Consider the following 25593-nt stretch of genomic DNA (forward strand, 5'->3'; position numbering starts at 1 on the left):
TTCACTTGAGCAACTCCCGGCAGACAGGCTTGTCGTGGGGCACGCCGAGCAGCTCGCAGACGGTACCGCACAGCTCGGTCTGTTTCGGCGCGGCGTTGGCATCCAGGCTGAAGGCGTCGCCAAGCACAAACAGCGGCACTTCGCGCTCTTCCGGCAGCAGGCCGTTGTGGGAGCGGTCGTTGTTCATGCCGTGGTCGGCGGTGACCAGCACTTGGTAACCGGCGTCGAGCCAGCCCTGCAGGTAGTCGGCGAGAATGATGTCGGCCGAGCGTGCGCTGTTGCGGTACTGCGCGCTGTCGAGGCCGTGCTTGTGGCCGGCGTCGTCAATGTTCATCGGGTGCACCAGCAGAAAGTCCGGCGCGTGCGCAAGGCGCAGGCTTTCGGCGTCGGCCAGCAGATGGGAGTCCGGGTAGTGGTCATTCCAGTAAAAATGCCCATGCTGGATCGCCAGCGCTTGATCGTCGGTATGACGATCACGGGCGGCGAGAAAGGGGCTGCGGTTATACAGTTCGCTCACCCAGTGGTATGCCGCCGCCGCGGTGGTCAAGCCGGCATCGCGGGCGTAATGAAAAATGCTGCGCTGGTTGGACAGGCGCGAGACGTTGTTGTGGACGATGCCGCTCTGGATCGGCGCAACGCCGGTCAGTATGCATTCATACAGCGGGCGGGACAGGGCAGGCAGTTCACATTCCAGTGTGTAGAGGGCTGCGCGTCCTGCGCCAACGTAAGCCTGCAAATGCCCCATGGCGTGCCGGGCAACCGCGAAGTTCAGGCCGTCGAGCACGACAAGGATGACAGGGTGCTTCATGGGGGAGAGCGCTCCGCAGCAATAGACTTGACTCAATTTCCCTGGAGGAACGAGGTCAAAAGTGTGGGAGGGGGCTTGCTCCCGATAGCGGTGGATCAGCCAATGAATCTGTTGAATGACACACCGCTATCGGGAGCAAGCCCCCTCCCACATTGGATCTCCAGTGGATTTCCAATGTGGGCGACAGGCTTACTTCATTTCTACGATGACCTGCTCGTTCCACAGCTGCGGCAGCTTTTTGGACGTGGCTTCCCAGGCATCGGCATCCTTGATCGGCTGCGGGTTGGCCTTGGTGTACTGCTCACCCGGGATCAGGTTCTTGGCGATGTCAGCCGGCAGTTTCAAGTCGGTTTCGGCGCGGATCGGGCGTGCATTGCCTTTGGCCAGGTTGATCTGGCCGGCATCGCTGAAAATGTATTCGCGCGTCAGCTTGGCGGCGTTCGGGTGTTTGGCGTACTTGTTGATGATGGTGGTGTAGCCGGATTTCACCGAGCCATCCGACGGGATCAGCACCACGTAGTCATCCGGGTTGGCCATCTTGGCTTTATAGCTCAGGCCGTTGAAGTCCCAGACGATACCCACTTCGACTTCGCCTTTTTCCATGGTGGCGATGGTCGGGTTGGACAGCGAGAGGCGACCTTGCTGGGCGATCTTGGTGAAAAATTGCAGGCCCGGCGCGATGTTTTTCTCGTCGCCTTTATTGGCGATGGCGGCTGCCAGCACAGCGTTGGAAGCCTGGGCCGCGGTGCTTACGTCACCCACCGAGACCTTGTACTTGCCGGTTTGCAGGTCGGCCCAGCTGGTTGGAACGTCGGAGCCGTGCAGCAGCTTCTTGTTGACGATAAACGCGATGGTGCCGGTGTAGGCCAGCGCCCAGTGGCCGTCCTTGTCTTTCGCCCAATCCGGCACCTGGGCCCAGGTGGACGGTTTGTAAGGCTGGGTCACTTCCTGCTTCACAGCGATGGGGCCGAAGGCCGCGCCCACGTCGCCGATATCGGCGCTGGCATTGTCTTTTTCGGCTTTGAACTTGGCGATTTCCTGGGCCGAACTCATGTCGGTGTCGATGTGCTTGAGGCCATAGGTCTTGGCCAGGTCTTCCCAGGTGCCTTTCCAGTTGGCCCAGTCATCGGGCATGCCGACGCTGTTCACGGCGCCCTCGGACTTGGCGGCGGCTTCCAGGGTTTTTAGATCGGTATCAGCGGCCATGGCTGCGGTGCACATGGCAATGGTCGAGCCTAACAGTGATGCCAGGAAAAGCTGTTTCATCCGAAGCTCCTTTGGGCGTTTTCAACGCGGCGTTTTATGCAGGCGGTGTGGTTGGTCTAGGTCAGAGCAATACCTGAGCCAATCTAGACGCGATGGATGACAGTTTCATGTCGATGTCGTTTTTGAGGCGCTGATGTCGTTCGGCGCAGATTTAGCGTAGACCATGCCCAAGTGCCCGTAACGCCTGGACTTGGCCGATGTATTGCAGGGTGTGGTGCACGCGGGTGATGCGGCTGTCATCTGTCGGTCATCTGCAATGCCTAGGCTGGCGCAACATTGAGGTGGGACGTTTATGCAGCTTTATGTGCACTTGAATGGTGCTGGTCTAGTCCAGATAGGTAACGTTGATGCGTGACGAGGCAATCAAAGCGGTAACCTCCATCGGGCTGGCGCTGCAGGAGCAGATCGACCACGGCCTGTTGCCGCCCGCCAGCAAACTGCCCGCCGAGCGCAAGCTCAGCGAGTTGTTTGGTACCACTCGCATTACCGTGCGGGAAGCCTTGTTACAGCTTGAAGCCCAAGGGCAGATCTATCGCGAGGAGCGCCGAGGCTGGTTCGTCTCGCCGCCTCGGTTGGCCTACAACCTGATGCAGCGCAGCCACTTTCACGCGATGGTCAACGACCAGGGCCGGGTGGCATCGACCCAGGTGATTTCTGCGCGCCTGCAACCGGCATCGGCGGCGGTGTGCGCCTGGTTACAGTTGCCGGCGCTGTCCAGCGTGATCCAGATCTGCCGGGGACGGCGGATCGATGGGCGGCTGGTGCTGTACGTCGAGCACTACCTGAACCCGCAGTATTTTCCTGGGATCCTGGCGTGCGACTTGAATCAGTCGATGACCGAACTGTATGCGCGCAAGTACGACTTGCACTATGGCCGGGTGCGTTTCGAGATCGTACCGACCTCACTGCCGGTGGAGGCTGCTGCGGCGTTGCGCGTATCGGTTGGCAGCCCGGGCTTGCGGATCGCCCGGGTCAACTATGATCAGCACCAGCGCTTGATCGACTGCGACCTGGAGTTCTGGCGGCATGATGCGATACATGTAGGTGTGGACGTGGTTTGAGGCTATGGCGAGGGTGTGAGTGCCTTGATCACCTGATCCACATTGGTTTGCAGCTCCGTCACCGGGTCGACACCGTCCACATTCAACACCAGCAGGGTGGCGCCGCCAGCCGTGACAGCCGCTTTCACCGCCTCACTCGGCTGGCGGTGGTGCAGCACCGTCGCCACATCATTGGTTTTCAACTGCGCACTGAACTGTTGCAGCGCTTCAGGCGTCCAGTCCGCATCCGGTCGTGCATCGGTACTGACCAGTTCCAGGTTCAGGCTGCTGACCAGATAGGCAAAGTGATCGCTCAAGCTGACCACGCTCAGGTTATCGGCCTGGGCCAGGCGCGCCTCGCTGTCGGCGGCGAGCTTGAGCAGGCGCTGCTTGAGCGCGGCCAGGTTCGCGTCAATCTGCGGTTTGGCGCCCGGCGCCAGGCGGCTCAGGTCGGCCGCCAATACATCGGCCATGCGCCCCATGTTGTTGCCCGACTGCCACGGCTGGCTGTTCAAGCCATCGCTGACGCCCGGCTGCACGGCGATGCCCGGTAAGCCGCCATCCACCGGGCGCGCGGCGTCCACTTCGACAATGCGGATATTGCTGCGCCGCGCCACGGGGTAGAGCGGGTCGTCCGCCCACAGCGAGCGCAGGCCGATGGCGGCATCGGCATCCTGGGCGAGTTGGCTCAGCGCTGGCGCACCGCGCCCGGTGAAGTACGAAACCTGCCGCGAACCGGGCAGATTGGCGGGGGCGGCGCGTTCGAGCTGCACATCGGTGCCTTTAAGCAGCACTTGCGCGAGGCCGTAGGTGATCGGCAACGAGGCCAGCACCTTGACCGGTTTTGCTGTGTTGGGCTTGGTCAGCGCGGCATGGCCAAGGCCATGGTTGGCGACGAAGTCCCTGGTTTGGAAGCCATCCACGACGGCGAGCGACGGGGTGCTGATCAGGCAAGCCATGGCCAGGGCCAGTGGGCGAAAGTCAGGGCGCATTATCCAAGATTCCCTTTGAGGCTGGGCACTGTACCGCGCGCGATCGCGGCGAGGGCGAAGGCGATACCGGCGACCAGGATGATTGCGGCGCCGGAAGGCACCGGCAGGTCGAAGATGATCGGCAGCAGGATGCCGCACAGGGTGCTGACGGTCGCAATCGCCACCGACACCCAGAAGAACCCTTTGAGCGACTGGCTCAGCAGCCGCGCCGCCGCCGCCGGGATCACCAGCAGGGCACCGACCAGGATGGCGCCGATCACCTTGACCGCCGCGACGGTGATCAGCGTCACCAGGATTACGAACAGATAGTCCAGGGTCTTCACCGCCACCCCGCGCACCGCCGCCAATTGCGGGTTGAAGCTGGCGAGCATGATGCGGTTGTACAGCGGCAACGCCAGGGCCATCACCAGCGAACCGACGACCGCCAGCACCAGCAGGTCGTTGCCATTGACCGTCAGCACCGAACCGAACAGCACGTTTTCCAGAATGTGCACATTGATCTTGCCGGCCAGAATCAGCAGCAGGCTTGCGCCCAGCGCCAGGGACACCGACAGGAACACGCCGATCAGCGTATCCGGCGCCAGGCCGGTACGGTTGCGCAGGTAGTTGAGCAGGATGCCGAACAGCAGGCAGTAGCCGAACAGGCTGCCGTAGGGCCCGGTGTAGGGTTCCCCGAGCAGGATGCCCACGGCCACGCCGGTCAGCGCGGCATGCCCGACCGCTTCGGAGAAAAACGCAAAGCGCTTGACCACCACCAGTGTGCCCAGGCCGCCCAGCACCGGGCCGATCAGCAGACCGGCGAGCAGGGCGTTGACCACAAAGCCGTAGGCCAGTGCCTCGGGCAGATAACCGGCAGAGGCCCAGCCCTGGACCATCAGGCGAAACGCTTCATAACTCATTGCGCCAGGCTCCGAGGGTGGGTGGAGAACAGGGTCAGCAGGCGATCGGGGGTGAGGGCCTGTTTCGGCGTGGCGTCGAACAGTACGCGGCGGTTCAAGCCGGTCACGCGGTCGGCCAGGCGCCCGACTGCCTCGAGGTCGTGCTCGATCCACAGCACGGTAATCCCGGCCAGTCGCCAGTCATTCAACAGTCGCTCGAACACCTGGATACCGGCCTCATCGAGGGCCGACATCGGTTCATCCAGCACCAGCAATTGCGGCGCCGGAATCAGCCCCTGAGCCAGCAATACCCGTTGGCGTTCACCGCCGGACAAGGCGCCCATGCGCCGCTTGCGCTTGTCCTGCATGCCGACCCGTTCCAGCGCCTCGCCAATCGCGCCGGCGTAGTGCCGGGACAGGCCGAGAAACGCCGGCCGCCGCTGGCACATGGCGGCCATAAAATCATCCACGGTCATCGGCAAACCCCGGTCGAACTCCAGGGCCTGGGGCACATAGCCAATGGTGCCGGGGCTGCCCGGCCACTCCAGGCTCAAGCGGCCCTGGTGCGGCGTTTGCCCGAGCAGGGTCTTGATCAGCGAGCTTTTGCCGCCGCCATTCGGGCCGACCAACGCGTGAATGCTGCCGGGCCGTACCTGAAAGCTCACCTCATCGAGAATAACGGTGCGGCCCAAGGTCAGCGACACCTGGTCAAAGTCGAGGGTCGGGCCACAGGCCAGGTTCAGCGGTTGCGCCGCCGTCATGTTCCCGACTCCTGGATCGCGCGAACCACGGTGTCGAGGTTGCCGGTCATTTCCACCTCATACTTTTGCGCGCTGTATTCACCGTAGGAAATATGCGACAGCGGATACAGCTTGACCCCGGATTCCCGTTGGATTGTGTCGACATAGGAAGACGGGAAATCCATTTCCGAGAAAATCACTTTCACGTCCAGGGCGCGCAGTTCATCAATGGTTTTTTTCAACTGGCTGGGGCTGGGCTCGATACCGTGGGCCGGTTCGACCACGGCGGTGACTTCCAGGCCGAACTCGCGCAGCAGGTAGTCGTAGGCCGCGTGTACCGTGGCCACGCGCAGGTCCGGGTTGGGCGCACTGGTCAGCTTGGCCAGGGCATCGGCGCGCATCTGGCGCAGGCGTTTGCCGTAGGCGCGGGCGTTCTGGGTGTAGGTCTTGGCGTTGTCCGGGTCGAGCTTGCCCAGCTCGCGGGCGATGTTGTTGACCTGGGCAATCGACGCACTGATCGACAGGAACGTGTGCGGGTTGACCACCTTGCCCGCACCGCGCGCGGCATTGCCGGTGGCGGCCAGCAAAGGCACGTTGGCGTTGGCTTCGATCACCGGGATGTCCGGGCGCTCGCTGGTGGCGATCATGCGGTCGGCGAAGTCATCATGCCCCACGCCATTGAGCACGATCACGTCCAGGGTGCCGATGCGCTTGATGTCTTCGGCGCGCGGCTCGTAGGCATGGGGGTTGAACCCGGCCGGAATCAGTGGCACCACCTCGGCCTTGTCGCCGACGATGTTGGCCACGTAGCTGTAGTAAGGATGCAAGGTGATGCCGATGCGCAGGCGTTTACCCGCCTCGGCGTTCGCCAGGGGCGCGAGCATCAGGCTGAACAGGCCAACCAGCAACAGGCGCAACAGGGGAGATGAAATGGACATGGGCAATCGGTCTTCTCGTTCAGTGGCGGTGCTGGCGGGTCACGCCAGCATCGAATTGCGCGACCACTTGCCGCCAGCCGGCAGCGATCAGCGCCTGGTCAGTGAGGTCGGAGGGGGCAGCCAGGTCGTTGCCACGGTTGAGCCAGATATCCGGCTCGGTGCCCTGCACGCGCATCAACAGCGAACCGCTGGTGCCCGGTGCCTGGCTCAAGCCCAGGTAGGCCGAGGGGGCGAGCAGCTGCCAGCGATGATCGCCACGGCTGACGGAACTGGCGTCCTGGGCAAACGGCGCAAAGCCTTCCTGGGCCAACTGGGCCGGTGTCGGCAGGGCGTTTTGCTCCTGCTGCAGCAAATGGATTTCATCCAGGGTCACCCGCAGGTCGGCGTAGATGCCCTGTTCGGCGGCGCTCAGGTCGCGTCGGGCATCCAGTTGGTGGCTTGGCACCGTTGCGAGCTGCTGGGTCTCACCGTGCAAGGCCACCACCGTTCCCGACACCGCCAGGATGATCAGGCACAGCAACAGCACGTAAAGGGTTTCATGACCCGCGCCGGCCGGGCGCACTACTTGTACGGTACTCATGGCGCCTGGATATCCGCTTGGTCGATTTCCACCACGTGTCCGGGGCCGGCATCGAACAGCACATAGAATTCGGCCGCGGGTTTCTTGAAGGTCAGGGTCGAATCCTCACCGAGCTTGCCCGGCACCAGGATGGTCTCGTCGTAGCCGATCACATCCAGGGTCACGCCCGGAGCGCCGCTGCCATCGGAGAACCCCCCTTTGCACTGGATCTGCTCGCCGGGGATTTCCTTGCATTCGCACATCGGGTTGTGGGCGAAGGCCACGTCAGTGAAGCCGGCGCTCAGCACTAGCACGCCAGCGGCGCGCATCAGGCGCTTGAACATCATGGTTTGACTCCTTGCTTGTTCAGCCAGGCAACAGTGGCGGGCGAGGCCTGGCTCAGTGGAATGGAACCCTGGTGCATGCTGCCGTCCCAGCCTTCCATGGTGACCCACAGTTCAGCGTCGACCGGCGTGCGTTCCGGCACCGGCAGGACGGCGCCCATGCGGTAGGGCGTGCCAAAGAAGATCACCCCGGCGGCCCGCAGGCTGCGCGGTTTGCCGATGCGCAGGTAAGTCGCCTTGACCTGCTCGGCGCAGGTGGCGCACAGGGCGGCGTTAAAGGTTTTCATCGGGCCGGCCGGGTCCGGGCGCGGGCCTTCGTTGCGAAATTCCGCGAGGGTCAGGCTCCAGGGGCCGACTTGAACGTCCCCGGCGACCCGCTCGCCGATGCCGGCATCGCCGCGAAACAGCGCGGCATCGGCGAAATACTTGGGCATAAACCCCAGCGGCACCAGCAGCAGCAGGATGTTTATATGAAAACGCCACTTCAGCCAGCATGCGCGCAGGGGTGAAGAGGGTTTGGCCGCGACCTTGCTCATCATTGCGTCTCCGAGGTTTCAGCCTGCAGGGCAGGGATGGGCACAGGCGGGCGCTGGGTCTTGGCCTCGCGTTTGAGGGCGTGGAGGGTGGCCAGGGCGGTGCGCTTAGTCCAGATCAGCAAGCCGCTCAGCACCATCATGCTCAGCACCAGGCCGAAGAAGGCCCAGATCAGCTTGATCCACAGGCCACCGAAGTCACCGGTGTGCAGCGGGCGCATGGACTCGGTGACGAACTCCAGCGTGGTGCGGTCGGACAACAGGTGCGAGACCGCGATTTCACCGCTGTAGGGGTTCAGTTGCGCGGTCTGGAACATCAGCGGGTACCAGCCGCGCCCGCCGATCTGCAGGTGGCTGTAGGCATTGAGGGGCAGGAAGGCAAACGTGGCCTCCAGCCTGGGAATGCGCTGGGTGGCGATCTTGATCGCTTCGTCCAGGGCAATCATCGGGGCCGGTACGCCGGGGGCGGACAGCGGTACCTTCTCCCGGGCAATCACCGGCACGATGGGCTCGCTGGAGATGGAAATCTGATTGTCGGCCAGGGTCGCCTCGATCAGGAACCAGGTGCCGGTAATGGAAATGACGGCGATGAACCAGATCGACCAGATACCGCTCAGGCGGTGAAAGTCACCCCAGAAGATGCGCGCGCCGTGGCGGATGCGCAGGGTGGGGCGCAAAAAGCCTTTCCAGAAACGCTTGTACACCACAAGCCCGGTGACCAATGAGGCCAGCAAGGGCAGGCCGAGCAGCGACACCAGGTACCAACCCCAGCTGTAGCCATTGGTGAACGGCACCAGCCACCAGCCGTGCAGGGCACGGGTAAATTGCTTGAAGTCGAACGATGGGCTGATGCCCTGGATGGCGCCCGTGTAGGGGTTGGCATAGGCCTCGACCGAACGCCCGTCCGGGTAGCTGAGACCGACGGTCAACGCGAAGTGTGATTCGTCGGGGCGGATGATCGAGCGCACGATGACTTGGGGCTCGTCGTGCTTGATGGCGGCGATTACCTGGTCGAAGCTCAGCGGCTGGGCATCATCCGACGGCTTGGTCGCCCGGATATCCGGGTTGGCCAGCCAGACGATTTCCTGGCTGACCACCGCCAGGGTGCCGGTGACGCAGACGATCAGTACAAAGAACCAGATGGGCAGCGCCAGCCAGCTGTGTACGAGAAACCAGAGTTTTGAGCGTGACTTCTTCGACATGTGAATGAGGGTCTTGATCGGAGGGGCGATGGAAGCCCGGAAAAGGCCAGTCGTAGCTTTTGCTGACGCGACGGGCTGTATCTAAGTTAAGACGGATGAGAATGAGAAATCCCCAAGGGGGAAATGAAAGAAAATGTTTCAGGCTCACCGGGGGTGGCCTGCGCAGGGGCAATGATCGTGCCTGATTGCACTGAGGGATGGGGTGCAAGCGAAGCGCACGTCGAGGCTGAGTGGCTAGCGTTGAAGTACGTAGTTACATAAGTATAAAAATAATTTGGCGGGTTATTTGCTGTGCTATTTACTTTTTAAATTAACCCATGTGAGCGGCTGGATACCCATGCCTGCGGGGGTAGGCAAAGGTGCGGTTTAAAACCAGAAAAAAACAAAGGATATTGTATTGACGGTATCGGAAGCTTCGGCTTAAGTAGGTATCGGCTTGGAAGTCAGATAATTTTAAAAAAAAGGAAGTTGCTATATGACCGTATTCATCGTCTATCCGAACCCTCAGATAATAAATTCCTGTCACTTTCCAGCGGGGCTGATTGCATCGGCCAGCTGATCGTCGCCTGTCACTTAAGTCGATTGTCATTGTTGCGAATATCGCTGTTCCCGAGAGGGAAGGGCACGCATTCATATGCCTGAACAGAGAGTACCCACTCATGTCGATTTTTGATCAAGAAATTCACCGCTCGGTACAGTGGCAGGACTGGCGCTGGCAGCAGAAGAACGCCCTGCGTGATGAACCGACGCTGCGCGCCGCCTGCGGTGGTTGGGACGAGGAAACGACTGCGCACATCGAACATAACCTGCTCGGGCGCAAAATGCAGATCACGCCTTACTACATCGATCTGATCAAGCGCTCCCTCACTACCGGCACGGTCATGGACCACCCGCTGTGGCGGCAAGTGGTGCCGTACTGGAGTGAACAGGTCGAGGGCGATTACGACGGCACTTCCGAGAACTGGGAGTTGGGCCATGAAATGAAGACGCCCATCTGCCAGCACAAATACGACAATCGCGTCATCCTGCGCACCACCAATACCTGCAACGCCTATTGCCAGTTTTGCTTCGAAGCGCTGCGCACGCTGCAGGTGGGCACTGAAAAGGCCAACGCCAGCCGGGATTCCTTCATGGAATCGGTCGAGTACATCCGCGCCAACCCGGCTATTGAAGAAGTGATTCTCAGCGGCGGCGACCCGTTGATGCTGGCCGACCGCAAGCTCGAAGAATACCTGGCCGCCCTGCGCGGGATCAGTGATGACTTGCTGATCCGTATTCACTCGCGGGCCCTGAGCTTCAACCCGTTTCGCGTGACCGATGAGTTGATCGCGATGCTGGAAAAGTACAAGGTCAACGCGTTCGGCGTGCACGTCTGCCATCCGCTCGAACTCAGCGCTGACTTTGCGGTGGCGGTCAAACGTATTCAGGGCGTGGTGCCGATTGTCTTTTCCAATATGCCATTGTTACGGGGCGTCAACGACGATGAAGCGACCCTGCATAAACTGTTTATCGATCTTTATCGTCTGGGCGTAAAACCGTATTACTTATATCACTTCATGCCGTTTTCACCCGGTGCGTCAGAATATAAGGCCTCGATCAGCCAGGCCATCGCGATCATGGATCGCCTCAAACGGCGAGTGTCTAATATCGCCCTGCCTGAATATGTTCTACCGCACGCACAAGGCAAGTTCACGGTGCCGCTGTTGGACTTTGAAAAGCCTGAGAATTTACCGCACTTCGAAGTTCGCGACGGGCAGCGCCATTACCGCTTCCTTAACTGGGAAGGGCAGTGGTGCAGTTGGCAGGATGCCTGAATCAACGTATGGACTGAGGCGGTATAAGTGATGAAACAAGACGCCATTCTTTTTATTGATGTCGATGACAGTATTGCTGTCCGTTATAACTACCGAGAGCCGCATTTTGCGGTTGCCCGCGCCCAGGGCCTGGTGTGCCTGACGGCGGGGGTGACTGGGCGCAGGCATCTGCAACGGCTCAGGGATGACAGTGATGCGGTGTTCCTGCTCGACGCACTCAACGAGGAGGCCATCCTCGACCTGGTTGGCCAGCTCGATGAGCAGTATCAGATTCGCGCAATTTTCTGCCAGGCCGGTCATCCGTCTGCGCAAGGCGAAGTCGGCTGCATCGTGGCACGGGCGTCCCTGCGCCTGGGCCTGGTGCACAGCAGTCCCGAGGCGATTGCCGCGTGCAACAACAAGTTCCTGATGCGCAGGGTACTGAAACAGCACGCCATTCGTTCCGTGCCGTTTGCGCTGTGCAATGACGAACGACAACTCCAGCAGAATGCCGAGCGGGTGGGTTACCCGCTGATCGCCAAACCGCCGTTTGGCGGGGCTTCGGCGTTTATCAAGAAGTGCGCCAATTGGGCCGAGCTGCGCAGCCACTACGTGCTGTTCGTCAGGGATCACGCTGGCGCCGCGTATGCGGATTTCTACGGCTGTGTGCACACCCTGCCGGAAGACGACGGCCAACGGCACGACTACATTCCCGGGCGCAGTCTGTTATTGGAGGGGTACATCCCCGGTATCGAAGGCAGTGTGGAATGTGTCGTGGCCGGCGAGCGTGTGCACCCGCTGCTGATCAACGAAAAGCTGCTGTTGACCGAGCGCAGTGGCACGGTCCTGGAAAACCTGCTGATTACCCCACCGACGTCCTTCACCGACAGCCAGTGCGCGCAGATCCGCGAGTACGCCGTGGCGTGCCTGCAGGCGGTCGGCCTGACCAACGCCGTGGTGCATTTCGAGTTCCGCATGACGGAGCAAGGGCCGGTGGTGATCGAGATCAACCCACGTGTGGGCGGGCTCTATGTGAACGCCGCGTTGCGTGACCTGGCCGGTATCGATCCCTACCAACTGTATCTCTTGTTGTTGACGGGCGAGCAGGATGTCACTGCGCAGTTGGAGGCGGGTGCACGCAAGGTTGCCGAGACCGGGCAGCATTACGCGATGCTGGCGATTTACCCGCAGCACAGCGGCCGGTTCGAGGGCATCGAAGGCATGGAGTACCTGGAGCGTAACGCTGCGGTGCTGGAGTACGCCCAGCAGGAGCCGGGCCATATGATCGATGCGGACATCGAGGAGCACTATCTGCTCAAGTGCTGGGCCAAGGTCGACGACGCTGCCGACGCCCACGCGCTGCATGACGCGGTCAGTCAGCATCTGCGCGTTATCATCGACCCCCCAGTGGCAGGCTAGCGATATGGACATCCCACGAATTAGCGCGCAGTTGCGCGAGCAGCATTACTGCCATCGCCGTGACTTTGGCGAACTGATCAATGTCGAGCCCGCAGAAGAGCAAAGTTTCCGGGCCTACTGGGCCAACCTGGTGCGCGACGAGGCGTTCAAGGCGTACACCCATCGTGAACGGCGGATTCTGCGCTATCGTTTATCACCTTCACGGCAGTTGCAGATCGACAGGAGCACCGCGTTCAAGTCGCCGGTCACCTACGCCGTCAACTATCGTCAGGGGGTGAACCACTTGAGCTATAGCGAGGAAGGCTTTATCGAGCATCCACTGATGCGCAAGCTGCTGACCACAGACTTGGCGGTGATCGCACCGCACCTGGGCGAACAGAGCTACACCATCGACATCCACCAGTTCCGCGTGCGTGCGGATGCCCAAGCGAGCAGCCCCACCACGTCGGGGATTCATCAGGATGGCCTGGATTGGGTGTTCATGCATTTTATCGGCGAGCACAACACGGTGCCGGTGGTGTCGGAAGTGTTCACCGGTGAAGCAGAGCACAGTCGGGTGTTGAATGTGCCCATGGAGCACTTCCTGGAAACCCTCGTGGTCAACGACCGCAGGCTCTACCATCGCGCCGGGGATGTACGGCCCAAGGTCGATTCGACACCCGCCTGGCGCGATATGCTGTTGGTCAGCCTGCGCAGCGTGCCCGCCGATCAAGAGGCGCCGCCCGCATGAGCCTCGATCAACAGCTGTACCTGTCGACCCGCAACGCGCGGTTGATCATTTTTGCTCGCGGCGTTTCGGACTTTGGCGCCTTTCTCAACCTGGTGGCCCTGTCCACCTATGTCTACTGGCTCAGCCAGAGCGTGGTGTTCGTCAGCATCTTCCTGGCGTGCCGCGTCACCGGTGGCATTGTCGCCAGCCTGTTTGGCATCCCGTTTTTCCGGCGCTTTGCCGGGCGCGGCACGTTGGCGGGGCTGGACCTGGCGCGAGCGTTGTTGCTGACGCCGCTGTTGCTGCTGATTCCCACCCATCAACTCAGCCTGTTGCCGTTCATTGCCTTTGGTATCGGCCTGTGCAATTCGCTGTTTGCCATTGGCCTCAACAGTCAGTTGCCCACCTGGGTTGCCCCTGAGCAGCGGGTGAACACCAACGCCTGGATCACCTCGGCGGCCGCCACCGGCGCGGTGTTCGGCAGTTTGCTGTCGGGGTTGCTGATTGCCACCGGGGGATTCGAGGCGGTGTTCGCGGTGAATATCGGCACCTATGTGATTGCCGCTTGCCTGGTGCTGCCATTGCGCGGGTTGTACTGCGTCGCCATCGCCGCCCATCGCGGGCTCTCGGCCGAATGGCGCGAGTTGACCAAGGGGCTGCGCGCCGCGCCGGTATTGGCCGCCATGTTGTTGATCAGCATGCTCGACACCCTTGGCAGTGCGGCGCATAACGTCGGCTGGCCGGTGCTGTCCCAGTACATTTCCCCGGACACGGCCAAAACGGTGATGGGGTATCTGCTGGCGGTCTGGGCCTGCGGCAAGTTTATCGGGGCACGTATTGCCAGTGCGCTGTTGAAAGGCCGTGGCACGCCGAGCATGGAACGCCTGTTCATGTTCGGCGTGGCGCTGATGTCCAGCGGCTTTATCCTCACCTTCCAGCAAACCCAATTGTGGCTGGCGCTGCTGTTGGTGGTGTGGGCGGGGTTGGGAGACGGGCTGTCTGAAGTGGCGTTGGTCTCGCGTGCGCAAAGTGAACCGGATAGCCTGCGCCTGCCGCTGTTCAGTTTATTGACCCTGATTCAAATGGCGGGCTTCGGCGTGGGGATGCTGGTGGTCGGGCCGTTCTACCTGACGTGGACGCCGGCCCAGGTGATTGTGCTGTTCCATGGGCTACCGCTGACGGCGCTGGCGGTAATGACCCTGTGGCTGGGGTGCACGGCTTACCGAAGCCGGCCGGACGTGTCGCGCACACCGCCCGCGCGTTGATAGCGACCGGTGGGAGGGGGTGAGCCCCTTCCCACCTGGGTAGCGCCTCAACTGGGTTCAAGCAACTGCGCTCCCGGCCCACGCTCACCGAGTTGGTCATCCTGGTTGCGCAACGGGCAGGCGTCCATCGACAAGCACCCGCAGCCGATACAGCCATTGAGCTTGTCGCGCAGTTGCACCAGCTTGTTGATCCGCTCATCCAGGTCTTCCCGCCAGCGTGCCGACAGGCGTGCCCAATCCTTGGCCGTCGGTGTGCGGCCTTCAGGTAATGCTTGCAGCGCCTCGCCGATGGTGGCCAACGGAATGCCCAGGCGTTGGGCGATCTTGATCACTACCACTCGCCGCAACACGTCACGCGGGTAGCGCCGTTGGTTACCGGCGTTGCGATTGCTTTTGATCAGCCCCTTGGTTTCGTAGAAATGCAGGGCGGTGACGGCCACGCCGCTACGGGCGGCCAACTGGCCAACGGTGAGTTGTTTGTCGAGCATACAAACTCCGATTCATCACTTGACCTTGACTTAACTAGAGGTTTTACCCTGCGTGGCACTGAATCGCAAGATTCTGCCTACAGAGAAAGGGGAGTGTTCATGCAGGTATCAGAGAAGAATCGCAGCTTCACGCAATTGATCGAGTTTCAGATCGACCCCCGCCAGCAATCTGCCCTGGTCGCGGCCCTGACTGTCCAAAGCGAGCGACTGGCCGAGAACCATGGTGGCTTTTTGAGTGCGAGCGTGCAGGTCAGCGATGATGGGCGGCGGGTGCTCAACTGCCTGCAATGGCAATCCCGCGAGGATGGCGAGGCGGCATTCCGGCGCTTCGAGCAAGGCGGCGAAGACCTCTGGACGCTGATCCGGATGCACCAGGCCAGGGCGGTGACCTTTGATTCATTTCAGGTGCTGCGCAGTTTTGAGCGCAGCCATGACGACGCCTTGCACTGCCGCCTAAATGGATAGGTGCAGCATCCGCTCGCCCTGCAGGTTTCCCCCAGGCCGACGCTTGTTGACTGCCAGCTCGCCGATCTTGATCAGCCGTGTGCGCGTGACGTTGCGGCTCAAGCCCAGCAGGCTGGCGGTGTGCACCTGGTTGTAATGGCTGAAGCGGTACGCGGCGCGTAACAGCGCATCCTCGACCTTTTCGTGCAGGGCGCCGGCCTGCTCCTCGAACAGCTTTTGAAAGGCGCGCGCCAGCAACGCTTCGGCGCTGTTGTCGGTGCCGTGCTGGCTGTCGTCCTGGCGTTCGATGCGCAGGTTCGACAGGCGCAGATCGTCGCGTTCGATCACGCTGTTGCGGCAGATCAGCAGGGTGTGGTGAATCACGTTTTCCAGCTCGCGGATATTGCCCGGCCAACTGTAGCTGCGCAGTTTTTGCTCGGCCTCACGGCTGATGGTGATCGGACCGTAGCCCAGGCGTTGGCTGTAGGCTTCGATGAAGTGTCGGGTCAGTGGCAGGATATCGCCGGGACGCTCGCGCAGGGGGCTCAGCTCCAGGCTGACCACGTCGAGACGGTAGTAGAGGTCTTCGCGGAAGTGCCCGGCATTGATGGCCTTTTCCAGTTGCACGTTGGTTGCCGCCAGTACCCGGACGTTGATCGGAATGCTCTTGCGCGAGCCCAGGCGCACCACTTCGCGCTCCTGCAGCACGCGCAGCAGCTTGACCTGAATGGCCATGGGCAGATCGCCGATTTCGTCGAGGAACAAGGTGCCGCCGTCCGCCTCTTCGAACCAGCCCGCCTTGGCGCTGAGGGCGCCAGTAAAGGCACCTTTTTCGTGGCCGAACAGCTCGGCTTCGACGAGGGATTCAGAGAACGCCCCGCAGTTCACCGCCACGAATGGCCGGTTGCGCCGCGCGCTGAGGTTGTGGATATGGCGCGCCACCAGTTCTTTTCCGGTGCCGGTTTCGCCGATGATCAGCACGCTGGCTTCGCTGGGCGCCACTTGCTGGATATGGTTGAGCAGGGCCTGGGATTTAGGGTCTTCGAACACCTGAGCCGTGGCACGGATCGAGGTCGCGAGGGCAGGCGAGGGTGGGAGGGTCAACAGCTGCATGGGCACCTCTCTTAGGAATAGAACGTGGGAATCGGCAGGGCCTGGTTTAACGCCCAGTCACCCAGTTCGTGGAGTTTGTAATCCAGCGGGTCGTGCAGGGTTTGCGTGCGCAGGTTGCGCCAGTGGCGGTCCAGGCGCAGTGACGCGTGGGTGGACCGCGCGCCGGTGACGTCGAACAGACGGGTACACAGGTCCAGGCCCTGGCGCGTCGCGGCCACTTTGGCGGTGGCGATGGCAATGGCCAGCTGGCCGCGTTCCTGTTCGCTGAGGCTTTGGCCTTTGGCCCATGCCTGGTCGAACAGCTCTGCGGCGCGTTCCACCAACAGGCGCACGCCTTGCAGCGCGACCCAGAAGTCGCCGTAGTGGTGCAGAACGTAAGGGTCCTGGCGCACGTCCTCGGCCATGGATTTATGCCACGCACGGGTTTCGGTGAGCGTGTAGTGGCGCGCCTCTTCGAAAGCGCCTTCGGCAATGCCTAAAAACATATGGGTGAAGGTCAGTTGCGCGATCAACGGCCGCAGGCAGGCGAAAGGCGTGCTCAGTGGGCCCGGTTCGAGCAGTAATTCCGACTCCTCAACGCGCACCCGTTCAAAGCTGGCGCTGCCGCTGTCGGTCTGGCGCTGGCCGATGGTGTTCCAGTCATTGTGCAAGGTGATCCCGCTGCGCCCGCTGGGAATGGCGGCAATCAGCAGCTTGCCTCCGGCGCTTTCATCCACCGCCGAGGCGATGAGCATTTCTGAATCATTGGCCCCGGAGCAGAAACTTTTCTTGCCGGAAAATTCCCGCCAGCCGCCGAAGTCCTTGACCACCGTGCGCGTGTCCAGCGGGTTGAGGGCATTGCCCCAGAACCAGTTCTTGCGCGCGGTTTGTTCGAACCAGGGTTGCCATTGGTCCGGGCGGGCAAACAGGCGCACGGTGGCGAGCATCAAGTGGTGGAAGCCGAAGACATGGGCGATGGAACTGTCGACCTTGGCGAACTCGCGCACGATGCCCAGCGTTTCGCTCCAACGCGCGCCGAGGCCGCCGTATTGGCGGGGAATACTCAGGGCGAGCAGGCCACTGTGGCGCAGGGCGTCACGTTCGGCCTTGGGTGTGCCGCCGCGTTCGTCACGCTCGACGGCGCTGAGGGCGAATTCGGCGGCCAGCAGTTTGGCGGTCTGCAGTGCACTGGGCAGCACGCTTTGGGGGGTGGCGGTCAAGGGAAAACCTCAATCTTGTTTGGCAATGCTATCCGATGTGCGTTGGGCCTCGTCTGGCGGGCAGCGTTGTGGTGTTTATAGAGGGATTCTTATATTCCGTAAATTAATTGATTCACATATTTATATATCTTAAAAGAATATAGCGTTGTGCCTATTGAGACTGCCGCCACGGTTGATAGCCACTATCGAGGACGGTGATTTTTCCCTGGGCAGGGGCGGGAGTAGCCTGTGTTCATTGACTCGACACCTCCTTCGCAGGGCTACCGCCATGAACCGTTCACTCGCTGTTTCGCTGATGCTTGTCACCGCTGTCCTCGCTGGATGTGCAACCCATCCGGCGCCTGAATTGCGGCCTTACACGGAACAGGAAACCAGACAGCTGGCGTTGGAAGCGCTGAGCCGCCGCGGATTGTCCTTCGATGAATATCAGCAGCAGCGGGCGGCATTGACCGGCCAGCCACAAAAAACCTTTGGTTTTGATCACCAGGGCGAAATGAACGCCGAGCGCAGCGTAGCCCTGAAGGATCGCCCCAGTTGAGCGGCGCTGGTACGGTGAAGAACCCGAGTGTTCCCATAAGGAAACTCGGGTTTTTTGTTTTCCATGGCGTGACTTCAGCCTGTTAAGCTGAATTTCAGGAGCGTTCCTACGCACATTTTCATAAAGTGGTCCTTCTATAACGGCATCCGATCAGTTAAACCTGACGACCTCTGTTCTGTTCGATGCCCCCGCGACACTGTTCTCGGGAACACGCTCTGCGAGTTTTTAACGCCATGAATAAACGTCCGTTGTATTTCGACTACGCCGCCACCACACCGGTGGATGAGCGGGTCATCCAGGTGATGGTTGAGTGTCTGGGTTTCAATGCCAATTTCGGTAACCCGGCGTCCAGTTCCCACGCCTTCGGCCAAGCGGCCCGGCAAACGGTCGAGCAGGCGCGTCGCCAGGTGGCCGAACTGGTTGGCGCCCAGCCCGAGCAGATCGTCTGGACCTCCGGCGCCACCGAGTCCAACAACCTTGCACTCAAGGGCGTGGCCCAGGCGCGTGGCGTGGCGGGCGGGCATATCATCACCAGCCAGATCGAGCACAAGGCCACACTCGACACCGCGCGCCAATTGCAGGACGCCGGGGTGGCGGTGACGTATCTGGTGCCTGATGCCGATGGCTTGATCAGTGTCGAGGCGGTCAGTGAAGCACTGCGTGAAGACACCTTTCTGGTCTCGCTGATGCTGGTCAATAACGAGCTGGGCACGTTGAACGACATCCCGGCTATCGGCGCACGGGTGCGCGAGCACGGGGCGTTGTTTCACGTGGACGCGGCGCAAGGGGCGGGCAAGGTGGCCATCGACCTGGCGCAGTGGCCGGTGGATTTGATGTCGTTTTCCGCCCACAAGCTTTACGGTCCGAAGGGCATCGGCGCGTTGTATGTAGGACCGCGTGCGCAGCAGAAGGTGTTGGCGCAGATTCATGGTGGCGGGCATGAGGGCGGCTTGCGTTCGGGTACCCTGGCCACTCACCAGATTGCGGGCATGGGCACGGCGTTCGCCCTGGCAGCAGCGTCTTTCGCCGAGGAGAAGGCACAGATCGTAGCCTTGCGTCAGCGTCTGCTGGATCAATTGGCGTCGATCGCGGGTCTGCGCCTCAACGGCAGCCCCACACAGCGAATCCCCCATACCCTTAGCCTTACGTTCAATGAAGGCGAGTTCAACGCGGCTGCGTTGAGTGCAGGGATTGCCTTCTCGGCGACTTCAGCGTGCAATTCGGCCAGCAACGCGCCGTCCCATGTGCTTCTAGCCCTGGGGCATGACGCTCGCAGCGCCGGCCGTACCATTCGCCTGAGCCTGGGCCGGTTTACCACCGAGCGGGATATCGACGAAGCGGTACAACTGATCAAGTCGGCACTGGCCAGCGCACCGGCGTTCTGGGCCGTCTGAAACTTCATTCGCAGTGCATAACAATTATTAGCGGTTAGCAGGAGACACAATGACTACGCAGCCTTTGACCCATGGAACGGTTCCCCAGCGCCTGGCGCAAACCCGTGAGCTGATGAGCCGAGAGGGGATTCATGCCCTGCTGGTACCGTCTGCGGACCCGCATTTGTCCGAGTACCTGCCCGGATACTGGCAAGGGCGTCAATGGTTGTCCGGGTTCCATGGTTCGGTGGGGACGCTGATCGTCACTGCGGAGTTTGCCGGGGTGTGGGCCGACAGCCGCTACTGGGAACAGGCGACCAAGGAGCTCAAGGGCAGCGGCATCGAACTGGTGAAACTGCAACCGGGCCAGCCCGGGCCGCTTGAATGGCTGGCTGAACAAACCCCGGAAGGTGGCGTTGTGGCGGTGGATGGCGCGGTAATGGCCGTGGCCTCGGCGCGCACTCTGGGTGACAAGCTGGCGCAGCGTGGCGCGCGCTTGCGCACGGACATCGATCTGCTCAATGCTGTCTGGCATGACCGCCCGGCGCTGCCGAACCAGCCGATCTATCAACACCTGCCGCCGCAGGCGACCCTCAGCCGCAGCGAAAAACTCGCGGCCTTGCGCGCCAGCCTCAAAGACAAGGGCGCTGACTGGCATTTCATTGCGACCCTGGATGACATCGCCTGGTTGTTCAACCTGCGCGGTGGCGATGTGTCGTTCAACCCGGTGTTCGTATCCTTTGCCCTGATCAATCAACAGCAGGCCACCTTGTTCGTGGCGCTGAGCAAGGTCGATACCGAGTTGCGCGCCGCGCTTGAGCGCGATGGCGTGAGCGTGCGCGACTACAGTGATGTGGCTGATGCGCTGCGAGCCGTACCGTCCGGAGCAAGCCTGCAGATTGATCCGGCGCGCGTGACGGCCGGTTTACTGGAACATCTCGACGCCGGCGTGACGCTGGTAGAAGGCTTGAACCCCACCACACTGGCCAAGTCGCGCAAAAGCCTGGCCGATGCCGAACATATTCGTCAGGCCATGGAACAGGATGGCGCCGCGTTGTGCGAATTTTTCGCCTGGCTGGAATCGGCCCTGGGACGTGAACGCATCACTGAACTGACTATCGATGAGCATCTGACGGCAGCACGTGCCCGCCGTCCGGGGTATGTGTCGCTGAGTTTCAATACCATTGCTGCCTTCAATGCCAATGGCGCGATGCCGCATTACCACGCCACGCCAGAAGAGCATGCCGTGATCGAAGGCGATGGCTTATTGCTGATCGATTCCGGCGGCCAGTACCTGGGCGGTACTACGGATATCACGCGTATGGTGCCCATCGGTGCGCCGAGCGCAGAGCAGAAACGTGATTGCACGCGGGTGCTCAAGGGCGTGATTGCCTTGTCCCGCGCTCAATTCCCCAAAGGCATCCTGTCGCCGTTGCTGGACGCCATCGCGCGTGCGCCGATCTGGGCCGAGGGCGTGGATTACGGCCACGGTACAGGTCACGGTGTAGGGTATTTCCTCAACGTGCACGAAGGCCCGCAGGTGATCGCCTACCAGGCTGCCGCTGCACCGCAAACGGCGATGCAGCCGGGCATGATCACGTCGATTGAGCCGGGAACCTACCGCCCTGGACGTTGGGGCGTGCGCATCGAAAACCTGGTGTTGAACCGTGAAGCGGGGACCACCGAATTTGGTGAGTTCCTCAGATTCGAAACCCTGACCTTGTGCCCAATCGACACCCGTTGCCTGGAGCCTTCCTTGCTCACGGCGGATGAGCGCGAGTGGTTCAACGCTTATCACGCCCAGGTGCGTGAACGCCTGAGCCCGTTACTCAGTGGCGAGGCGCTCACGTGGTTACAGGTGCGCACAGCGGCGATTTGATCGCGGGCTGACTGAGGGCTTCGCGCTGTGCTGCCTTGATCGCGAGCGATCAGGGCGGCACTCAGGCGGCTACTTACAAATGACGATCATACTGCGACTGGTGTAGCCGGCAGGGTTGAGGCCGAAGGGGTAATCGCCGGGTTCTTCGGCGTTATCGCCGGATTTTGCGATAACCCGATAGCCCTTGGTGCCGCAGGAATCGGCCGCACTGGTGTAGCACTTATCCCAGGAGGAGGACAGGCCCGAGCAGTTGATATGCAGCCCTTTCTTGCCTCGTTTCACTTCTGTTTTCGTGGTCGCGGCACAGCCGACAATGCCTACGACCAGCAACAGTATCAAAATTCGTTTCATTCCCATCCTTAAATAGCCGCTTCGCAAAAGAAACGAAGCCGGCCTTTACTCGCTCTCGAGCGTAGCGTTCATGCTGTCCGTGTCGAGTTTCTCCATGAAAGACCTTCGTTTACGGCCTAAACATGGCCTAAATGAGCGGTAAATACCAGAGCTGCCTTTTAAAGAGCTCAGTCGGCGGGCACCAGCGGTTTGGATTCGTTGCGCATTGTCAGTGTGGCGCCAACGGAGGCCAGAATGATGCAGGTGATCGCCAGCCATTGCGCGAGCGTCAGGTGTTCATGCAGGAAGAACAGCCCGGAAAGGGCGCCGAACGCCGGCTCGACACTCATCAGGGTGCCGAACGTACGCGCGGGCAGGCGGGTGAGCGCAACCATTTCCAGTGTGTAGGGCAGCGCTGTCGATAAAATGGCGACACCGATGGCAATGGGGATCAAGGTGGGAGTCAGCAGCGCGGTCCCCGCGTGCACGATGCCGATTGGCGCGACGAACAAAGCGGCAATCATGACGCCGAGCGCGGCGGTCTGCACACCGTTATCGTTACCAGCCTTTTGGCCGAACAGAATATAAAGCGCCCAGCAGACACCAGCGCCGAGAGCATAGGCGGCACCGATCGCGTCGATGCCACTGCTGGTTTCGCCCGACGGTATCAGCAGGAGTAAACCGACGACTGCGAGCGCGATCCACAAGAAATCCACTGCCCGGCGCGATGCATACAGGGCGACGGCGAGCGGGCCGGTGAATTCCAGCGCTACCGCAATACCCAGGGGCACGGTGCGCAACGACATATAGAAGAGAAAATTCATGCCGCCCAGCGCCATGCCGTAGACAACTACAGTGCGCAAGGACTTGGCCGTCAGCTTGGCGCGCCATGGGCGTAATAGAAGCAGCATGATCACGCTGGCGAAAATCAAGCGCAGGGTGGTGGTACCTTGCGCGCCGATGACAGGGAACATGCTTTTGGCCAGCGAGGCGCCGGACTGGATGGATGCCATCGCTATTAACAGCAGGCCAACAGGGAACAGTATGGAGGCCAGGCTGCGGGGTGGGGTGGTCATTGAAGGTTTTCGTCCGAAGTCTTTCATATAAAGGGCAGAGCGCTGATGCGCTTAACGGGCACACAATGCGCAATATACTGCTCAAGTGCAGAGAATTTAAAGAGTTTCGGGCTGTTTGATAGGAAATTCAAATTAAACGTTGACGGCAGATTCTGTGCGCCTATAATTCGCCCCACTTCCGGCGCAGTCGAAACGGAAAACTCCTTGGTAAACAATGAGTTAAGTAAGTTTTGACAGTAAGTTGCTTCAGTTCATCGAGGCCAAAAGGAAGTTGAAAAAGAGGTGTTGACAGCAGCGTGTAACGCTGTAGAATTCGCCTCCCGCTTACGAGAGATCGCAAGCGCAAGTGGTTGAAGTTGTTGAAGAAATCTTCGAAAACTTCTGAAAATAACCGCTTGACAGCAAATGAGGCTGCTGTAGAATGCGCGCCTCGGTTGAGACGAATAGCTCTTAACCAACCGCTCTTTAACAACTGAATCAAGCAATTCGTGTGGGTGCTTGTGGAGTCAGACTGATAGTCAACAAGATTATCAGCATCACAAGTTACTCCGCGAGAAATCAAAGATGTAACCAACGATTGCTGAGCCAAGTTTAGGGTTTCTTAAAAACCCAAAGATGTTTGAACTGAAGAGTTTGATCATGGCTCAGATTGAACGCTGGCGGCAGGCCTAACACATGCAAGTCGAGCGGTAGAGAGAAGCTTGCTTCTCTTGAGAGCGGCGGACGGGTGAGTAATGCCTAGGAATCTGCCTGGTAGTGGGGGATAACGTTCGGAAACGGACGCTAATACCGCATACGTCCTACGGGAGAAAGCAGGGGACCTTCGGGCCTTGCGCTATCAGATGAGCCTAGGTCGGATTAGCTAGTTGGTGAGGTAATGGCTCACCAAGGCGACGATCCGTAACTGGTCTGAGAGGATGATCAGTCACACTGGAACTGAGACACGGTCCAGACTCCTACGGGAGGCAGCAGTGGGGAATATTGGACAATGGGCGAAAGCCTGATCCAGCCATGCCGCGTGTGTGAAGAAGGTCTTCGGATTGTAAAGCACTTTAAGTTGGGAGGAAGGGCAGTTACCTAATACGTGATTGTTTTGACGTTACCGACAGAATAAGCACCGGCTAACTCTGTGCCAGCAGCCGCGGTAATACAGAGGGTGCAAGCGTTAATCGGAATTACTGGGCGTAAAGCGCGCGTAGGTGGTTTGTTAAGTTGGATGTGAAATCCCCGGGCTCAACCTGGGAACTGCATTCAAAACTGACTGACTAGAGTGTGGTAGAGGGTGGTGGAATTTCCTGTGTAGCGGTGAAATGCGTAGATATAGGAAGGAACACCAGTGGCGAAGGCGACCACCTGGACCAACACTGACACTGAGGTGCGAAAGCGTGGGGAGCAAACAGGATTAGATACCCTGGTAGTCCACGCCGTAAACGATGTCAACTAGCCGTTGGGAGCCTTGAGCTCTTAGTGGCGCAGCTAACGCATTAAGTTGACCGCCTGGGGAGTACGGCCGCAAGGTTAAAACTCAAATGAATTGACGGGGGCCCGCACAAGCGGTGGAGCATGTGGTTTAATTCGAAGCAACGCGAAGAACCTTACCAGGCCTTGACATCCAATGAACTTTCCAGAGATGGATTGGTGCCTTCGGGAACATTGAGACAGGTGCTGCATGGCTGTCGTCAGCTCGTGTCGTGAGATGTTGGGTTAAGTCCCGTAACGAGCGCAACCCTTGTCCTTAGTTACCAGCACGTAATGGTGGGCACTCTAAGGAGACTGCCGGTGACAAACCGGAGGAAGGTGGGGATGACGTCAAGTCATCATGGCCCTTACGGCCTGGGCTACACACGTGCTACAATGGTCGGTACAGAGGGTTGCCAAGCCGCGAGGTGGAGCTAATCCCAGAAAACCGATCGTAGTCCGGATCGCAGTCTGCAACTCGACTGCGTGAAGTCGGAATCGCTAGTAATCGCGAATCAGAATGTCGCGGTGAATACGTTCCCGGGCCTTGTACACACCGCCCGTCACACCATGGGAGTGGGTTGCACCAGAAGTAGCTAGTCTAACCTTCGGGAGGACGGTTACCACGGTGTGATTCATGACTGGGGTGAAGTCGTAACAAGGTAGCCGTAGGGGAACCTGCGGCTGGATCACCTCCTTAATCGACGACATCAGCTGCTCCATAAGTTCCCACACGAATTGCTTGATTCATTGAAGAAGACGATAGAAGCAGCTTTAAGCTCCAAGCTGATAGCTCTTAGCTAATCAGTTGCGCTCGAAATTGGGTCTGTAGCTCAGTTGGTTAGAGCGCACCCCTGATAAGGGTGAGGTCGGCAGTTCGAATCTGCCCAGACCCACCAATTTTGTTATGGGGCCATAGCTCAGCTGGGAGAGCGCCTGCCTTGCACGCAGGAGGTCAACGGTTCGATCCCGTTTGGCTCCACCATTAACTGTTTCTGCTGTTAGAGTTTAGAAATGAGTATTCCGCTGTGAATATTGATTTCTAGTCTTTGATTAGATCGTTCTTTAAAAATTTGGGTATGTGATAGAAAGATAGACTGAACGTTACTTTCACTGGTAACGGCTCAGGCTAAGGTAAAATTTGTGAGTCGCTCTTAATTGAGTATGATCGAATTTTCGGCGAATGTTGTCTTCACAGTATAACCAGAT

24 protein-coding genes, 2 tRNA genes and 1 rRNA gene are annotated in these 25593 nt (G+C 60.1%); 12 read left to right on the forward strand and 15 right to left on the reverse strand.

The features are described 5' to 3' along the window. Nucleotide 1: 1 nt before the first annotated feature. Entirely contained in the window at nt 2-808 is an 807-nt protein-coding gene (locus tag C4J91_RS09320) for an alkaline phosphatase family protein (protein ID WP_124362045.1), read from the reverse strand. A 189-nt stretch (nt 809-997) separates the two neighbouring features. Then, the gene (locus C4J91_RS09325; protein ID WP_124362046.1) at nt 998-2074 is read right to left on the reverse strand and encodes an ABC transporter substrate-binding protein; all 1077 of its coding nucleotides are present in this window, start codon (nt 2072-2074) and stop codon (nt 998-1000) included. A gap of 347 nt (nt 2075-2421) precedes the next feature. Here C4J91_RS09325 and C4J91_RS09330 point away from each other — a divergent pair, with 347 nt between their 5' ends. Further along, nucleotides 2422-3135, forward strand: coding sequence for a UTRA domain-containing protein (locus tag C4J91_RS09330; protein ID WP_124362047.1), 714 nt, complete (start codon nt 2422-2424; stop codon nt 3133-3135). A 2-nt stretch (nt 3136-3137) separates the two neighbouring features. Here the strand turns inward: C4J91_RS09330 and C4J91_RS09335 are convergent, their stop codons facing one another. From C4J91_RS09335 to C4J91_RS09370, 8 genes are read right to left on the reverse strand one after another with little or no spacing between them, the layout of a single operon-like run. Beyond that, the gene (locus tag C4J91_RS09335) at nt 3138-4106 is read right to left on the reverse strand and encodes a metal ABC transporter solute-binding protein, Zn/Mn family (protein ID WP_124362048.1); all 969 of its coding nucleotides are present in this window, start codon (nt 4104-4106) and stop codon (nt 3138-3140) included. Then, nucleotides 4106-5005, reverse strand: coding sequence for a metal ABC transporter permease (locus C4J91_RS09340; RefSeq protein ID WP_124362049.1), 900 nt, complete (start codon nt 5003-5005; stop codon nt 4106-4108). Before C4J91_RS09340 ends, C4J91_RS09335 begins: the two co-directional genes overlap by 1 nt. After that, nucleotides 5002-5745 carry a metal ABC transporter ATP-binding protein gene (locus C4J91_RS09345; RefSeq protein WP_124362050.1) on the reverse strand — a complete coding sequence of 248 codons (744 nt, stop codon included), beginning with the start codon at nt 5743-5745 and terminating at the stop codon, nt 5002-5004. Before C4J91_RS09345 ends, C4J91_RS09340 begins: the two co-directional genes overlap by 4 nt. After that, on the reverse strand, nt 5742-6662 hold the full coding sequence (locus C4J91_RS09350) for a metal ABC transporter substrate-binding protein (protein ID WP_124362051.1): 921 nt from the start codon (nt 6660-6662) through the stop codon (nt 5742-5744). Before C4J91_RS09350 ends, C4J91_RS09345 begins: the two co-directional genes overlap by 4 nt. A 19-nt stretch (nt 6663-6681) precedes the next feature. Continuing rightward, a complete protein-coding gene (locus tag C4J91_RS09355; protein WP_124362052.1) occupies nt 6682-7242 on the reverse strand; it encodes a DUF6162 family protein in 561 nt (186 codons plus the stop codon). Next, nucleotides 7239-7550: a hypothetical protein gene (locus tag C4J91_RS09360; protein WP_256658985.1), complete on the reverse strand. Its 312-nt coding sequence runs from the start codon at nt 7548-7550 to the stop codon at nt 7239-7241. Before C4J91_RS09360 ends, C4J91_RS09355 begins: the two co-directional genes overlap by 4 nt. A 14-nt stretch (nt 7551-7564) precedes the next feature. Beyond that, nucleotides 7565-8101 carry a thiamine pyrophosphate-binding protein gene (locus tag C4J91_RS09365; protein WP_124362054.1) on the reverse strand — a complete coding sequence of 179 codons (537 nt, stop codon included), beginning with the start codon at nt 8099-8101 and terminating at the stop codon, nt 7565-7567. Then, nucleotides 8101-9300: a PepSY domain-containing protein gene (locus tag C4J91_RS09370; protein WP_124362055.1), complete on the reverse strand. Its 1200-nt coding sequence runs from the start codon at nt 9298-9300 to the stop codon at nt 8101-8103. Before C4J91_RS09370 ends, C4J91_RS09365 begins: the two co-directional genes overlap by 1 nt. Before the next feature lie 659 nt (nt 9301-9959). Here C4J91_RS09370 and C4J91_RS09375 point away from each other — a divergent pair. The 4 genes from C4J91_RS09375 to C4J91_RS09390 are packed head-to-tail and all read left to right on the forward strand — an operon-like array spanning nt 9960 to nt 14486. Further along, complete coding sequence (locus tag C4J91_RS09375) at nt 9960-11114, forward strand: KamA family radical SAM protein (RefSeq protein WP_124362056.1); 1155 nt, start codon at nt 9960-9962, stop codon at nt 11112-11114. A gap of 30 nt (nt 11115-11144) precedes the next feature. Further along, on the forward strand, nt 11145-12512 hold the full coding sequence (locus tag C4J91_RS09380) for an acetyl-CoA carboxylase biotin carboxylase subunit family protein (protein ID WP_124362057.1): 1368 nt from the start codon (nt 11145-11147) through the stop codon (nt 12510-12512). Nucleotides 12513-12516: 4 nt separating this feature from the next. Next, nucleotides 12517-13242 (forward strand): 2OG-Fe dioxygenase family protein, encoded by a 726-nt coding sequence (locus tag C4J91_RS09385; RefSeq protein WP_124362058.1) that lies wholly within the window; start codon nt 12517-12519, stop codon nt 13240-13242. After that, the gene (locus C4J91_RS09390) at nt 13239-14486 is read left to right on the forward strand and encodes an MFS transporter (protein WP_124362059.1); all 1248 of its coding nucleotides are present in this window, start codon (nt 13239-13241) and stop codon (nt 14484-14486) included. The genes C4J91_RS09385 and C4J91_RS09390 overlap by 4 nt, the downstream gene beginning before the upstream one ends. A gap of 47 nt (nt 14487-14533) precedes the next feature. Here the strand turns inward: C4J91_RS09390 and soxR are convergent, their stop codons facing one another. Continuing rightward, on the reverse strand, nt 14534-14974 hold the full coding sequence (gene soxR / locus C4J91_RS09395) for a redox-sensitive transcriptional activator SoxR (RefSeq protein ID WP_124362060.1): 441 nt from the start codon (nt 14972-14974) through the stop codon (nt 14534-14536). 99 nt (nt 14975-15073) lie between these two features. Here soxR and C4J91_RS09400 point away from each other — a divergent pair, with 99 nt between their 5' ends. Next, on the forward strand, nt 15074-15439 hold the full coding sequence (locus tag C4J91_RS09400; protein ID WP_124362061.1) for an antibiotic biosynthesis monooxygenase: 366 nt from the start codon (nt 15074-15076) through the stop codon (nt 15437-15439). Here the strand turns inward: C4J91_RS09400 and C4J91_RS09405 are convergent. After that, nucleotides 15428-16531, reverse strand: coding sequence for a sigma-54-dependent Fis family transcriptional regulator (locus C4J91_RS09405; protein ID WP_124362062.1), 1104 nt, complete (start codon nt 16529-16531; stop codon nt 15428-15430). The two genes, C4J91_RS09400 and C4J91_RS09405, sit on opposite strands and share 12 nt — an antisense overlap. A gap of 11 nt (nt 16532-16542) precedes the next feature. Continuing rightward, complete coding sequence (locus C4J91_RS09410; protein ID WP_124362063.1) at nt 16543-17730, reverse strand: acyl-CoA dehydrogenase family protein; 1188 nt, start codon at nt 17728-17730, stop codon at nt 16543-16545. Nucleotides 17731-17998: 268 nt separating this feature from the next. On the opposite strand from C4J91_RS09410, the gene C4J91_RS09415 reads away from it, so the two are divergent. The 3 genes from C4J91_RS09415 to C4J91_RS09425 all read left to right on the forward strand — a co-directional run bounded on the left by C4J91_RS09415 (nt 17999) and on the right by C4J91_RS09425 (nt 21520). Next, nucleotides 17999-18268: a hypothetical protein gene (locus C4J91_RS09415; RefSeq protein WP_124362064.1), complete on the forward strand. Its 270-nt coding sequence runs from the start codon at nt 17999-18001 to the stop codon at nt 18266-18268. Nucleotides 18269-18501: 233 nt separating this feature from the next. Then, nucleotides 18502-19662, forward strand: coding sequence for a cysteine desulfurase family protein (locus C4J91_RS09420; protein WP_124362065.1), 1161 nt, complete (start codon nt 18502-18504; stop codon nt 19660-19662). 49 nt (nt 19663-19711) lie between these two features. Further along, nucleotides 19712-21520, forward strand: coding sequence for an aminopeptidase P family protein (locus C4J91_RS09425; protein ID WP_124362066.1), 1809 nt, complete (start codon nt 19712-19714; stop codon nt 21518-21520). Nucleotides 21521-21589: 69 nt separating this feature from the next. Here C4J91_RS09425 and C4J91_RS09430 read toward each other — a convergent pair whose 3' ends face one another. After that, entirely contained in the window at nt 21590-21871 is a 282-nt protein-coding gene (locus C4J91_RS09430) for a hypothetical protein (protein ID WP_124362067.1), read from the reverse strand. 167 nt (nt 21872-22038) lie between these two features. Further along, nucleotides 22039-22926 carry a threonine/homoserine exporter RhtA gene (rhtA, locus tag C4J91_RS09435; protein ID WP_124362068.1) on the reverse strand — a complete coding sequence of 296 codons (888 nt, stop codon included), beginning with the start codon at nt 22924-22926 and terminating at the stop codon, nt 22039-22041. A 621-nt stretch (nt 22927-23547) separates the two neighbouring features. Here rhtA and C4J91_RS09445 point away from each other — a divergent pair. The 3 genes from C4J91_RS09445 (at nt 23548) to C4J91_RS09455 (ending at nt 25369) form a co-directional block, all read left to right on the forward strand. Further along, a 16S ribosomal RNA gene (locus C4J91_RS09445) occupies nt 23548-25084 on the forward strand. Nucleotides 25085-25206: 122 nt separating this feature from the next. Further along, nucleotides 25207-25283 (forward strand) — tRNA-Ile (locus tag C4J91_RS09450). A 10-nt stretch (nt 25284-25293) separates the two neighbouring features. Continuing rightward, nucleotides 25294-25369 (forward strand) — tRNA-Ala (locus C4J91_RS09455). Nucleotides 25370-25593: the final 224 nt, after the last annotated feature.

Origin of the sequence: Pseudomonas sp. R3-52-08, assembly GCF_003851745.1 — a bacterium.
Lineage (GTDB): Bacteria > Pseudomonadota > Gammaproteobacteria > Pseudomonadales > Pseudomonadaceae > Aquipseudomonas.